The organism is Nocardioides lianchengensis (assembly GCF_900101465.1).
Lineage (GTDB): Bacteria > Actinomycetota > Actinomycetes > Propionibacteriales > Nocardioidaceae > Nocardioides > Nocardioides lianchengensis.
The window spans coordinates 189,847-202,240 of sequence record NZ_FMZM01000005.1 but is presented as its reverse complement, the minus strand read 5'-3'; the positions used below and the strand labels follow the sequence as shown (position 1 = coordinate 202,240).

Annotated in this window: 12 protein-coding genes; 7 read left to right on the top strand and 5 right to left on the bottom strand. The window is 72.8% G+C overall.

The features are described from left to right. Positions 1-930 (bottom strand): PAC2 family protein, encoded by a 930-nt coding sequence (locus tag BLT76_RS10755; protein WP_090855084.1) that lies wholly within the window; start codon positions 928-930, stop codon positions 1-3. Between the two features lie 167 nt (positions 931-1,097). Between BLT76_RS10755 and BLT76_RS10750 the strand changes: the two genes are divergently transcribed. From BLT76_RS10750 to BLT76_RS10740, 3 genes are read left to right on the top strand one after another with little or no spacing between them, the layout of a single operon-like run. Next, positions 1,098-2,297 (top strand): thiolase family protein, encoded by a 1,200-nt coding sequence (locus BLT76_RS10750; protein WP_090855081.1) that lies wholly within the window; start codon positions 1,098-1,100, stop codon positions 2,295-2,297. Further along, entirely contained in the window at positions 2,297-4,357 is a 2,061-nt protein-coding gene (locus tag BLT76_RS10745) for a 3-hydroxyacyl-CoA dehydrogenase NAD-binding domain-containing protein (protein WP_090855078.1), read from the top strand. The genes BLT76_RS10750 and BLT76_RS10745 overlap by 1 nt, the downstream gene beginning before the upstream one ends. 34 nt (positions 4,358-4,391) lie before the next feature. Continuing rightward, positions 4,392-4,943, top strand: coding sequence for a GNAT family N-acetyltransferase (locus BLT76_RS10740; RefSeq protein ID WP_090855637.1), 552 nt, complete (start codon positions 4,392-4,394; stop codon positions 4,941-4,943). Here the strand turns inward: BLT76_RS10740 and BLT76_RS10735 are convergent. After that, positions 4,907-5,884, bottom strand: coding sequence for a hypothetical protein (locus tag BLT76_RS10735; protein WP_090855075.1), 978 nt, complete (start codon positions 5,882-5,884; stop codon positions 4,907-4,909). The genes BLT76_RS10740 and BLT76_RS10735 overlap by 37 nt on opposite strands. 50 nt (positions 5,885-5,934) lie before the next feature. Between BLT76_RS10735 and BLT76_RS10730 the strand changes: the two genes are divergently transcribed. Both BLT76_RS10730 and BLT76_RS10725 read left to right on the top strand, forming a co-directional pair. Continuing rightward, positions 5,935-6,705 (top strand): inositol monophosphatase family protein, encoded by a 771-nt coding sequence (locus BLT76_RS10730; RefSeq protein ID WP_090855072.1) that lies wholly within the window; start codon positions 5,935-5,937, stop codon positions 6,703-6,705. Positions 6,706-6,750: 45 nt separating this feature from the next. Then, positions 6,751-7,485, top strand: coding sequence for an SDR family oxidoreductase (locus BLT76_RS10725; protein ID WP_090855069.1), 735 nt, complete (start codon positions 6,751-6,753; stop codon positions 7,483-7,485). Between the two features lie 21 nt (positions 7,486-7,506). Here the strand turns inward: BLT76_RS10725 and BLT76_RS10720 are convergent, their stop codons facing one another. Beyond that, the gene (locus tag BLT76_RS10720; protein WP_090855066.1) at positions 7,507-7,758 is read right to left on the bottom strand and encodes a hypothetical protein; all 252 of its coding nucleotides are present in this window, start codon (positions 7,756-7,758) and stop codon (positions 7,507-7,509) included. Positions 7,759-7,878: 120 nt separating this feature from the next. On the opposite strand from BLT76_RS10720, the gene BLT76_RS10715 reads away from it, so the two are divergent. Beyond that, positions 7,879-8,436: a hypothetical protein gene (locus tag BLT76_RS10715; protein WP_090855062.1), complete on the top strand. Its 558-nt coding sequence runs from the start codon at positions 7,879-7,881 to the stop codon at positions 8,434-8,436. A gap of 21 nt (positions 8,437-8,457) precedes the next feature. Then, the gene (locus BLT76_RS10710) at positions 8,458-9,417 is read left to right on the top strand and encodes a hypothetical protein (protein ID WP_090855059.1); all 960 of its coding nucleotides are present in this window, start codon (positions 8,458-8,460) and stop codon (positions 9,415-9,417) included. On the opposite strand, the gene BLT76_RS10705 is transcribed toward BLT76_RS10710, so the two are convergent. Together BLT76_RS10705 and BLT76_RS10700 are read right to left on the bottom strand one after the other, a co-directional pair. Then, the gene (locus BLT76_RS10705; protein WP_090855055.1) at positions 9,400-10,938 is read right to left on the bottom strand and encodes an amino acid permease; all 1,539 of its coding nucleotides are present in this window, start codon (positions 10,936-10,938) and stop codon (positions 9,400-9,402) included. The two genes, BLT76_RS10710 and BLT76_RS10705, sit on opposite strands and share 18 nt — an antisense overlap. 36 nt (positions 10,939-10,974) lie before the next feature. Continuing rightward, positions 10,975-12,393 carry a mycothione reductase gene (locus BLT76_RS10700; RefSeq protein ID WP_090855052.1) on the bottom strand — a complete coding sequence of 473 codons (1,419 nt, stop codon included), beginning with the start codon at positions 12,391-12,393 and terminating at the stop codon, positions 10,975-10,977. Between the last annotated feature and the right edge of the window lies 1 nt (position 12,394).

Genomic DNA, 12,394 nt, shown 5'->3' with positions numbered 1-12,394 from the left:
TCAGCTCCCCGACTTGTCGTCGTCGGGGCCCTCGAGTCCGGCCAGGAACTGCTCGAACTGCTGGCCCAGCTCCTCGCCGCTCGGCAGCGGCTGGTCGGGGGCCAGCAGGTTGCTGCCCGACTCCTCGGCGCGCTCGAAGGCGTCGTACTGCCGCTCGAGGGCGGCGACCACCTCGCCGAGCTCCGCGTTGGCCTCCAGGTAGCGGGCGATCTCGACCGCCCGGTCCTCGGCCTCGGCCAGCAGTCCGGACAGGTCGATCGTGAGCCGGCCCCCGATCTCGACCTGCTCCAGCAGCGACGCCGACGCCTGGGGGAAGTCCAGCTGGGCGAGGTAGTGAGGGATGTGGGCGACGAAGCCGAGCGCGGCGTGGCCCCACTCCCCCAGCCGGATCTCGAGCAGGGACTGGGCGCTGCTCGGGATCCGCAGCTCCCCGCGCCACGGGCTCTCCCCGGTGATCAGCGACGGGTCGTTGGCGTGCGAGGTCAGCGCGATCGGGCGGGTGTGCGGGACGGCCATCGGCACCGAGCCCATCGCCACGGTGCGGGTCACGCCGAAGCGCTCGACGACCTCGCGCACCGCCCGGCAGAACGCCTCCCAGCGGTTGTCGGGCTCCGGCCCGTTCAGCAGCAGGTACGGCGTACCGCCCGTGTCGTGGAGCAGGCGGACGGCCAGCCGCGGCGCGTCGTACGCCTCGTAGTGGTCCTGGACGAAGGACATCGCGGGCCGGCGGGCGCGGTAGTCGTGGAACTGGTCGACGTCGAACGTCGCCACCACCGAGCCCCCGTCGTCGAGGTCGCTCAGGTGCTGCGCGGCCCGGGCGGCGGCGTTGCCGGCGTCCAGGAAGCCGTCGAGCACCAGCACCAGCGTGAGCTCGTCGACGCCGTCCAGCTCCGCCACGTCGTCGACGATGTGCACCAGGCGATCGGCCACGAACCCTCCTCGGTCAGGGGCCGTCCGGCGTGGTCGGCCCGAGGGTCAACCGTAGTGGGGCCTGCGCTTGTTCCGCGCACGGCGGGTTTCCGAGCACGGCGTGCCGAGCCGTTGTTACCGTGGGGTAACCTGACGGCACCGATCCTGATCCACCACCGAGGAGACCTGTGTCCCGACAGCTGCGAGAGGTCGTCTTCGTCGACGGCGTGCGCACCCCCTTCGGCAAGGCCAAGGGCCAGTACGCCGAGACCCGCGCCGACGACCTCGTCATCAAGTGCATCCGCGAGCTCATGCGGCGCAACCCGTCGCTCCCGCCCGAGCGCGTCGACGAGGTGGCCGTGGCCGCCACCACGCAGATCGGCGACCAGGGCCTGACCATCGGCCGCACCGCCTCCCTGCTGGCCGGGCTCCCCCAGAGCGTCCCCGGCTTCGCCATCGACCGGATGTGCGCCGGCGCCATGACCGCCGTGACCACCACCGCCTCCGGCATCGCCTTCGGCGCCTACGACGTGGCCATCGCCGGCGGCGTCGAGCACATGGGCCGGCACCCGATGGGCGAGGGCGTCGACCCCAACCCGCGGATCCTCTCCGAGCGCATCGTGAACCCCGACGCGCTGGTGATGGGCAAGACCGCCGAGAACCTGCACGACCGCTACCCCACGATCACCAAGGAGCGCGTCGACGCCTACGCCGTCCGCTCCCAGGACAAGACCGCCGCGGCGTACGACGCCGGCAAGATCCAGCCCGACCTGGTGCCGGTGGCGACGAAGTCGGCCGAGCTCGGCTGGGGCCTGGCCTCCACGGACGAGCCGATGCGCCCGGGCACCACGATGGAGACCCTGGCCGCGCTGAAGACGCCGTTCCGCTCGCACGGCAACGTGACCGCCGGCAACGCGGCGGGCATCAACGACGGCGCGACCGCGTCGCTCCTCGCCGACGAGGAGACCGCGCGCGAGCTCGGGCTCCCGATCCGGATGCGGCTGGTGTCGTACTCCTACGTCGGCGTCGAGCCCGAGGTGATGGGCGCCGGCCCGATCCCGGCGACCGAGAAGGCCCTCCGGCAGGCCGGGCTGACCATCGACGACATCGGGGCCTTCGAGGTCAACGAGGCGTTCGCCGTCCAGGTGCTCGCCTTCCTGGAGCACTTCGGCATCGCCGACGACGACGCCCGGGTGAACCCGTACGGCGGCGCCATCGCGATGGGTCACCCGCTCGCCTCCTCCGGCGTCCGGCTGATGACCCAGCTGGCGCGCTCGTTCGAGGAGCGGCCCGAGGTCCGCTACGGCCTGACCACCATGTGCATCGGCATCGGCATGGGCGGCACGGTCATCTGGGAGAACCCGCACTGGAACGGAGAGGCCGCCTGATGGACGACCTGCTGACGAAGGCCCAGGAGATCTCCTCCGACGCCGAGCGCGTGACCCAGGCCCACCTGCGCAAGGTGACGCTGCCCCTCGGGGCGGGCGTGCTGGGCCTGATCACCCTCGACAACGGCGAGGACCACACCAAGCCCAACACCTTCGGCCCGCGCTCGCTGCTCGCGCTCAACACGGCGATCGACGCGGCGCTGGCCGACGAGTCGATCTCGGCGATCGGCGTCACCGGCAAGCCCTTCATCCTGGCCGCGGGTGCCGACCTGACGTCGATCGCGGGCGGTGGCCCGGACGCCGTACGCGTCGTGGCGGAGCTCGGGCACGCGGTCTTCCGCAAGCTGCAGGACGGCGGCAAGACGTCGTTCGGGTTCGTCAACGGGCTCGCCCTCGGCGGCGGCCTCGAGGTCGCCCTGCACTGCGACTACCGGACCGTGATCGACAGCGCGCCCGCGCTCGGCCTGCCCGAGGTCATGCTCGGCCTGGTCCCCGGCTGGGGCGGTGCCTTCCTGGTGCCCAACCTGGTCGGCGCCGAGAAGGCCGTCACGGTCATCCTCGAGAACCCGCTCAACAACGGGAAGACCCTCGGCGGGCAGGCGGCCTTCGAGCTCGGCCTGGCCGACGCCGCCTTCTCCGGCGCCGACTACCTGGAGCAGTCGCTGCTCTGGGCCGCGCAGGTGCTGACCGGCGCGGTCAGCGTCGAGCGGCCCGAGGTCGACCGCGGCGACGGGTGGGACACCGCCGTCGCGCGCGGCCGGCAGATCGTGGCGGGACGCACCGGCGGCGCCAGCCCGGCCGCCGCGCTGGCCGTCGACCTGATCGAGGCCGCCCGCGACGGTGACCGCGACGCCGGCTTCGCCCGCGAGGACGACGCCCTCGAGGCGATGTCGCGCACCCCCGAGCTGATCGCCTCGCTCTACGCGTTCGACCTGGTGCAGAAGCGGGCCAAGCGGCCCGCCGGCGCGCCCGACCGCTCGCTCGCGCGGCCGGTCACCAAGGTCGGCATCGTCGGCGCCGGCCTGATGGCCTCGCAGCTGGCGCTGCTCTTCGTACGCCGCCTCGAGGTCCCGGTCGTGCTGACCGACCTCGACCAGGAGCGGGTCGACAAGGGCGTCGACTACGTCCACGCCGAGATCGACAAGCTGCTCGCCAAGGGGCGGATCAACCAGGACAAGGCCAACCGCCACAAGGCGCTCGTCAGCGGCTCGGTCGACAAGTCCTCGTCGTTCGGCGACGCGGACTTCGTCATCGAGGCCGTCTTCGAGGAGATGTCGGTCAAGAAGTCGGTCTTCGCCGACGTCGAGAAGGTCGTCTCCCCCGAGTGCGTCCTGGCCACCAACACCTCGTCGCTGTCGATCACCGAGATGGCCGCCGACCTCGAGCACCCCGAGCGGGTCGTCGGCTTCCACTTCTTCAACCCGGTCGCGGTGATGCCGCTGCTGGAGATCGTCCGCGGCTCCGCGACGTCCGACGAGACCCTCGCCACCGCGTTCGCGACCGGCAAGGCGCTGAAGAAGACCACGATCCTGGTCAACGACAGCCCGTCGTTCATCGTCAACCGGCTCCTCGGCCGGTTCATGAGCGAGGTCTCGAGGATCGTCGACGCCGGCACCCCGATCGACGTCGTGGACGGCTCGTTCGGCGGCGTCGCCCCGATGCCGCCGTTCACGCTGATCGCCCTCGTGGGCCCGGCCATCGCGCTGCACAACACCGAGACCCTGGCCGGGGCGTTCCCCGACCGGTTCTACGTCTCGCCCGCGCTGCAGCGGGTCGTGGAGGCCCGGAAGTCGGCGTACTTCGGTCCCGACGGGTCCCTCGACCCCGAGGTGGCGGAGCTGCTCGAGAAGCCCGCCTCGCCGGTGGTGCTCTCGCCGGACGAGGTGCGCACCCAGGTGCTCACCGGCCTCGCCGAGGAGGTGCGGATCATGCTGGACGAGGGGGTGGTCGCCGCCGCCGAGGATCTCGACCTGGCCATGATCACCGGCGCCGGGTTCTCGTTCTGGAACGGCGGCCTGACCATGCTGCTCGAGCGCGAGGGGCTCGGCTCGTTCCACTGAGTCACGCGGGGGTGGGCAGGGCACCATGGCCTCCATGGGCCTGCCCACCCCCGTTCTCGAGACCGACCGGCTCCGCCTGCGGCCCGCCACCGACGCGGACACCGACGAGCTGTTCGCCCTGCACAGCGACGCCTTCGTGCTGCGCTACTGGGACTCCCCACCCTGGACGGAGCGGGAGCGGGCCGATCGGTTCGTCGCGACCTGCGTGCGGATGGCGGACGAGGGCACGGGCGCGCGCCCGGTCGTGGAGCGGCGCTCCGACGGCGCCTTCCTCGGCTGGTGCGGGGTGACCCGGTGGGACCCCGAGCACCGCAGCGCGTCCGTGGGCTACTGCTTCGCGAGGACGGCGTGGGGTCAGGGCTTCGCCACCGAGGCCGCCGGCGCCCTGCTGCGGTGGGCCTTCGAGGCCCTCGACCTCAACCGGGTGCAGGCCGAGGCCGACACCCGCAACGCCGCGTCCGCCCGGGTCCTGGAGAAGCTGGGCTTCCGGCTCGAGGGGACCCTGCGCGAGGACTGCGTGGTCGACGGCGTCGTGTCGGACTCGTGGGTCTACGGGCTGCTCCGGCGGGAGTGGGCGCCCAGCTGAGACCGCAGCTCGGCCAGGGCGCCGGGGGCGAGGGCGGTGTCCCACGCGTTGACCGCCCAGTCCCACCCGCCGTCGCTCCAGCGGTGCGCGGTTCCTCCGTCGTCGGCGTCGTCCCAGGGAAGGTCGCTGTGCGGCCGGCGTACCAGCGAGCCGACCCCCTCGATGCTCGCGTGCAGAGACCCGTCCTCCTCCAGGTGGTGGACGGTGATCGGGGCGTCGACGGTGACCCGGAGCGTCCGCGTGCCCAGGTTCTGGTCCAGCCAGCGCACGAGGTCCGCCTGCTCGCTCTCCCGCTCGCGCCGGGCCTCCTCGCGCTGCTGTTCCCAGGTGACGACGGGACCGGTCCAGGTGAACAGCGCCGGGTCGAGGTCCTCGCCCACGACGAGCTCGGTCCACTCGTGGACCAGGCCGAACGCGTCGTTGCGCCGCTGGAGGTGCATCCCGGTCTCCGCGTCGACCACGACCTGCATCGGGGCCGGCTTGTGGCGAGGAGGGGCCAGCTCCACCGCCCACGCGGCCCGGCCCAGGTACGTCGTCCGTGCGGCCGGGCCGGTCGGGCGGGTGAAGTCGTCCCCGAGCCACCGCTCCGCATCCGTGCGCACCAGCAGCTCGGTCCCGCCGACGACGAACTCGACGTTGCGGCGCGGCGACTCCCTCGGGGGCTCGCCGGGGTCGAGGAAGGTCCAGACCGTCGTACCGTCGCTGATCAGGCGCACCTGCCCGTCGGGGTCCTCGATGCGCAGCCGCTCACCCCAGCACCAGACGTCGATGACCTCGCCGGAACCCCGGGCGAAGGTCGGCATCGGCTCGCCCTCGACGTGCGAGACCGTGTACGTCGGCTCCCGGTCCCCGTCGTCGTGACGGATCCGGCCGCGCATCGGCCGGTCGGGGCCGTGCACCATCACGAACACCAGCTCGGACCACGCCGGAACCTCGCTCATGCGCCGACCCTAGGGCCGTCGCCCGCCTGCGCTGCTAGCGTTCCCGGGTCATGGACAGCGCCGACGACCTCCGGCTCGCCCTCGACGTCTCCGACCGGGCCGCCGGGCTCGCGCTTCGCCACTTCGAGGCCGGGGTCACCACCACGACGAAGGACGACGGCACTCCGGTCACGGAGGCCGACCGGGCCGTCGAGCGGCTGATCCGGCAGGAGCTCGAGTCCGCCCGGGCCGGCGACGCACTGTTCGGTGAGGAGCTCGGCGTGCACGGGGACTCCGCGCGGGTCTGGATCATCGACCCGATCGACGGTACGTCGTTCTTCTCCCGCCACGACCCGCACTGGCGCGTGCACCTCGCCCTGCAGGTCGCCGGACGCCTCGAGGTCGCCGTGGTCACGGCCCCGGCGCTCGGTCGCCGCTGGTGGGCGACCCGCGGCGGCGGCGCCTTCGAGTCCGCCTGGCCACCCGCCGCGGTCGCGCCGGACCGGCTCTCGGTCAGCACGACCGCCACGGTGTCCACGGCGCGCGTCGACGCCCTGGACGTCGCCTCGCGGGACCGCCTCCGGCCCGGCCTCGGGCCCGCGCCCGGCAGTCCGCTGCCGCTCGTGGAGCTCGTGCGCGGCGAGATCGACGCCTTCCTGGTCGAGGGCTTCCACCTGTGGGACCACGCGCCCTGGATCCTCCTGGTCGAGGAGGCCGGCGGCCGGTTCACCGACCGGACCGGCGGCGCCGACGGAGACCGCGGCGGTGGGCTCTACTCGAACGCGGCGCTGCACCCGCAGCTGCTGGCTGCCCTCGGGTACCCGACCTCACCCGTGCGCTGAACGGGCCCCCGTCACGGGGCCGGGGCCTGCCCCTAGGGTGACCGCATGACCACTCCCGGAGTCGCGATCATCACCGGTGCCTCACGCGGGCTCGGGGCGGCGATCGCGCTGCGCCTCGCGGCCGACGGACGGCCGGTCGCCGTCAACTACCTCCGCGGCCGGGAGGGCGCGGAGGCCGTGGTCGCCCGGATCCGGGAGCGCGGTGGGGTCGCCGAGGCGTACGGCGCCGACGTCGTCGCCGAGGACGGGGTCACCGCCCTGGTCGACGAGGTCACCCGGACCCTCGGCCCGGTCACCGCGGTCGTCGCGAACGCCACCGGCCCGCAGCCGGAGGTCGGTATCGACGACCTGACCTGGCAGACCCACCTCGACCAGCTGGAGTTCTTCGTCAAGAGCCCCACCCTGCTCGTCCGGGCCGCCCTCCCGAGCATGCGCGCGGCCGGCGGTGGGCGGGTCGTCCTCATCGGCTCCGACCTCGCGGACCGGGCCGCGCCGCTGATGTCGGCGTACGTCGCCGCCAAGAGCGCCCAGGTCGGCCTGACCAAGGTCTGGGCCAAGGAGCTCGGCCCCGACGGCATCACGGTCAACCTTGTCCAGCCGGGCTGGATCCCCGTCGAGCGGCACGCCGGCATCGACTCCGCCGCCTACGAGGCCGAGGTCCCCCTGCGGCGGATGGGCACGCCCGAGGACGTCGCCGCCATGGTGGGTCACCTGGTCTCCGACGCCGGTGGGTTCGTCACCGGGCAACGGATCACGGTCAACGGCGGGCACGTCATCTGAGCGAGACGTCGACGCTGGCGGTCAGGCGTCCTCCGCCTCGCGACGCGGGTCGGCCGAGGAGGGAGCACGCCCGTCGAGCACCTGCACGAACAGGCAGAACACCACGAGGGCCGCTCCCCCGCACAGCACCCAGAGCAGGTGCTGGACGGCAGCGTCGGCCTCGGTGGTGGCGTCTCGTCCGAGGAAGAACGTGACCACCGCGAGGTACGCGGTCAGCACGATCGAGACGATAAGGGGGAACGGCGACGGCCGGTCCTGGGGACGCTGCTGCATGGATCTCCTCCTGGTGCCTCGGCCGGCGCTGTCAGCCGGTCGTCGGTCGGTGGTCAGGCCTGGACGGATGGTCGCCCATCCTGCAGTACCCGGGGGGACGCACGGGGAGGATCTGACACCGTGACCACCCGCTTCTGCTCGATCGAGCTTCCGCACGGCCTGACCGCCGAGATGGTGGACGCCGTCGCGGGCGCGCGTCTCTGGCGCCGCTGGCTCAGGTTCAGCCCCCAGATCCGGATCAGGCGGTCGCGGCCGGGACAGGCCTGGCGGCTCGTCATCGTCGAGGCTCCGAGCACGGATCTGCCGACGACCTGCCGCATCAGCGTGGAGCTGGACGGGTCGGGTCGGCGCCTGGTCGGCACCAGCAGCATCACCGTCTCCGGTCACGTCGTCATGCCGGCCGTCCTCGGGCTGGCCCTGGCCTCGCTCAGCGTGCTGCTCGCCACCAGCGCCGAGGCCGCCTGGTGGTGGTGGCTCCTGCCGATCGCCGCCCTCGTGGTGCTCGTCGGTCCTGCGTGGTGGCAGGCGACGACCCTGGCGTCGGACGAGGAGCGCCTCGCGGACCATGCGGTCGAGGCCCTCGTCGCGACGGTTCGCCAGCGCCACCCGGACCTGCCCGCGTGGCCGTCCGACCCGACGGGCGATCGTCCGAGGTACGTCGCCGCCGTACGCCGCTGAACCGCGTCGTACCCTGCCGACGTGAGCGACCACTCGACGCCCGGAGCCGACGTGCACCGCGACCTGACGGACGCCCTCGAGGCCGTCGCCGAGGACCGCCGCCTCAACGCCCGGATCACGCGGGCCGAGAAGGCGCTCGCGGAGGCCTCCGCCGCTGCCCGTCAGGCACGGACCGACCTGAGCCGCGAGACGGACGACGTCCGAGCCCTGGAGTCCTTCAGCCCGGCCCGGATCTGGGCCACCCTGCGCGGTGAGCGGGCGACCCGGCTGAGCACCGAGCAGGCGGAGCATCAGGCCGCCGAGTACGCCGCGGCGCGGGCCGAGGCAGCGGTCTCCTTCGCCCGCGAGGAGCTGGACGCCGCCCGCGCGGCGCTGGGCGCGCTGGGTGACGTCGAGGCTCGGCTCGCGGCCGCGCTCGACGCGACGGAGCAGCGGCTGCGGGACGCCGGCGGACCGCTGGCCGAGGAGCTGACCGCGAACGGCGCCGAGCTCGGCACGGTCCGCAGCGAGCGGACCGAGGTCGGTGAGGCCGACGACGCGGCGACCGCAGCGCTCGAGCAGCTGGAGCAGGCCTCCCAGATGCTGCGCCGGGCCAAGGACTGGTCGACGTACGACACCTTCTTCGGCGGCGGGATGCTGTCCAGCGCGATGAAGTACGAGCGGGTCGAGGACGCCGAAGAGCTGCTCCGGGCCGCCGACCGTGCGCTGAAGCGGCTCTCGGTGGAGCTCGCCGACGTCGGGCTCGCCGACACGCCGCGGCTCGCGGTCGAGGGAATGACGCGCACCTTCGACGTGTGGTTCGACAACATCTTCACCGACTGGTCGATCCGTGACCGGATCAACCGGATGCACGACGACACCCTCGACGTCATGCGCCTCGTGGTGCGGATCCGGCTCGGCCTCCGGGCCCGCTACGAGGAGCTCGTCGACCGTGAGGACGCCGCCACGGCCCGCCGCGAGGAGCTACTGCTCCCCCGCTGAGCCAGCTGAGCCCGCCGAGCCCGCCGACCGCCCGGCTGCGGCCTCCTCGCGCTCGCGCTCGGCCAGCCGGCTGTGCTTGCGGCCGTAGAGCGCGTACACGACGAAGCCGATCGCCATCCAGATGCCGAAGCGGAGCCAGGTCTCGCCGGACAGGTTGAGCATCAGGTAGAGGCACATCAGCGTCGCCAGCACCGCCACCACCCAGACCGCCGGCGTACGGAAGGAACGCGGCAGGTCGGGGCGGGTACGACGGAGGATGGCCACCCCGATGCTGACCAGGATGAAGGCGAACAGCGTGCCGATGTTGACCAGGCTGGCCAGCGTCTGCAGGTCGACGAAGCCGGCGATCGCAGCGACCACGACGCCCGTGATCAGCGTGATCCGGTACGGCGTGCCGTAGGTCGGGTGCACCTTCGCCAGACCCCGGGGCAGCAGGCCGTCGCGGGCCATCGCGAAGGCGACCCGGCTCTGGCCCATCATCAGGATCATCGCGACGGCCACCAGGCCGACGCAGGCGCCGACGGAGATCAGGTCGCCCATCCAGCTGACCCCCGCCGCGTTGAAGGCGGTCGCGAGCGGGGCGGCGTCGGACGGGTCGATGTCGCGGTAGTCCTGCACCCCGGTGACTATCAGGCTGACCGCGGCGTACAGGACCGTGACGACGGCGAGCGAGCCGAGGATGCCGATCGGGACGTCGCGCTGCGGGTTCTTGGCCTCCTCGGCGGTGGTCGCGACCACGTCGAAGCCGATGAACGCGAAGAACACCACGGCCGCGCCGGCGACCATCCCGGCGACGCCGAAGACGGCCGGCTCGATCCCGAGCAGGCTGGTGATGAGCGGGAGCTGGAGGAACCCACCCTCGGTGTCCGGGGTGGGCTGCGACTCGGGGATGAACGGGACCCAGTTGCCCGGGTCGACCAGGGTGATCCCGACGACGATGACGGTCGCGACCACGGCCAGCTTGATGGCCACGATCACCTGGTTGAAGCGACTCGACAGCTTGGTGCCGCGGATCAGCAGCACCATCACGACCAGGGCGATCACGACCGCCGGCAGGTCGATGAAGCCGCCGGACGCCGACCCGATCTGGGCGGGCACCTCGACGGGCGTCCCGGCCAGGAGCTCCTGCAGGTAGCCCGAGAAGCTGACCGACAGCGCGGACGCGCCGATGGTGAACTCGAGGGCCAGGTCCCAGCCGATGATCCAGGCCACCAGCTCGCCGAAGCTGGCGTAGCTGAAGGTGTAGGCGCTGCCGGCCACCGGTACGGTCGAGGCGAACTCGGCGTAGCAGAGCCCGGCCAGGGCGCACGCCACGGCGGCGATCAGGAAGGACAGCGCCAGCGCCGGCCCGGAGTTGGACGCCGCCACCGTGCCGGTCAGCACGAAGATGCCCGCGCCGATCAGCACGCCGATGCCGAAGACCACCAGGTCCGCGGCGCCGAGGTCCTTGCGGAGCCGGGTCTCCGGCTCGTCGGTGTCCTTGATCGCCTGCTCGACCGACTTGGTGCGCATCACACTCATACGGCGCCGCTACCCCGAGAACGCCGTTCCCACGCCTCAGGCGTTGTCGGGGCCGGCCTCCAGGTCCTGCTCCAGGTCGATCAGCGCGTTCTCGACGACCTCGGTGAGGGCGGGGTGGATCCAGTACTGGGCGCGGGCCAGGCCGCGGACCGGCGTACCGAGCGCCATCGCCTGGACGAGCGGCTGAACCAGGATCGCCGCCTGCTCGCCGATCAGGTGGGCGCCGACGAGCAGGCCGGTACGACGGTCCGCCAGCAGCTTGACCAACCCGGCCGCCTCGGCCGCGTCGTCGTCGGGGTCGTGCTGGAGGGCCCAACCGAACGCGACCTCGGCGTACTCGCGGCGGCCGACGGCGAGGTCGAGACCCTGCTCACGGGCCTGTTCCTCCGTCAGCCCGACGGAGGCGACCTGCGGGTGGGCGAAGACGGCGTTCGGGACGTGGTCGTGGTCGGCGCTCCGGAGGTCGTCGGGGTGCAGCAGGTTGTGGTGCACGACTCGTGCGTCGGCGTTGGCGACGTGCTTGAGCGGAACGTCGCTGGAGAGGTCGCCCAGCGCCCAGACGCCCTCGGCGGTGGTGCGCAGGTGCTCGTCGACCACCACCCGCCCGTCCTCGGAGACCTCGACCCCCGCGTGCTCCAGGTCGAGCCCGTCCGAGGACGGCTTCCGACCGACCGCGACCAGGATCGCGTCGACCTCGACGCTGCTGCCGTCGGAGAGGTGCATCGTGTGCGGTGCTGTGCCGCTGACCCGCTCCAGCGACGTCTCCAGACGGACGTCCCAGCGCTCGCGGACCGCCGCGGTGAAGCGCTCGGAGATCTCGGCGTCCTGGTTGGTCAGCAGCATCGGCGCGGAGTCGACCTGCGTCACCCGGGCGCCGTACGACGCCAGCACGTGGGCGAACTCGGACCCGACGTAGCCACCGCCGAGGACCCCGACGCGGGCCGGGAGCCGCTCGGTCCGCATCACGTCGTCGCTGGTCAGGTAGCCCGCGTCGGCCAGTCCCGGGATGTCGGGCACGACCGGGTGGCTGCCGGTGGCGAGCACGACCCGGTCGGCGGTCACCTCGACGTCGCCGTCGGCCAGCGTGACGACCAGACGGCGCTCGCCGGTGAACCGGGCGGTGCCCTTCAGGACGGTGACGTGCGGCTTCTCGGCGTAGGTCTCCTCGCCGTCGCGGGACGCAGCGTCGACGCGGCCGATCACGCGGTCGCGCACCGCCGTCCAGTCGACGCCCTCCGCCGTCGAGCGCACGCCCAGCCGCGGGCCGTCGTCCGCGAGGACGGCGACGTCGGCGGGGTGGACGAACATCTTGGACGGGATGCAGCCGCGGTTGAGACAGGTGCCGCCGAAGTCGGCGCGCTCCACGACGGCCACCCGCCAGTGCGACAGCGCGTCGTCGACCACCGCCTCGCCGGAGCCGGCGCCGATCACGACCAGGTCGAAGTGCTCACTCACC

Bases quoted from the DNA above. Each gene is read 5' to 3' on its own strand.
- BLT76_RS10740 (WP_090855637.1), top strand. From the start codon at position 4,392: ATGGGCCTGCCCACCCCCGTTCTCGAGACCGACCGGCTCCGCCTGCGG.
- BLT76_RS10725 (WP_090855069.1), top strand. From the start codon at position 6,751: ATGACCACTCCCGGAGTCGCGATCATCACCGGTGCCTCACGCGGGCTC.
- BLT76_RS10720 (WP_090855066.1), bottom strand. From the start codon at position 7,758: ATGCAGCAGCGTCCCCAGGACCGGCCGTCGCCGTTCCCCCTTATCGTC.
- BLT76_RS10730 (WP_090855072.1), top strand. From the start codon at position 5,935: ATGGACAGCGCCGACGACCTCCGGCTCGCCCTCGACGTCTCCGACCGG.
- BLT76_RS10705 (WP_090855055.1), bottom strand. From the start codon at position 10,938: ATGAGTGTGATGCGCACCAAGTCGGTCGAGCAGGCGATCAAGGACACC.
- BLT76_RS10735 (WP_090855075.1), bottom strand. From the start codon at position 5,884: ATGAGCGAGGTTCCGGCGTGGTCCGAGCTGGTGTTCGTGATGGTGCAC.
- BLT76_RS10745 (WP_090855078.1), top strand. From the start codon at position 2,297: ATGGACGACCTGCTGACGAAGGCCCAGGAGATCTCCTCCGACGCCGAG.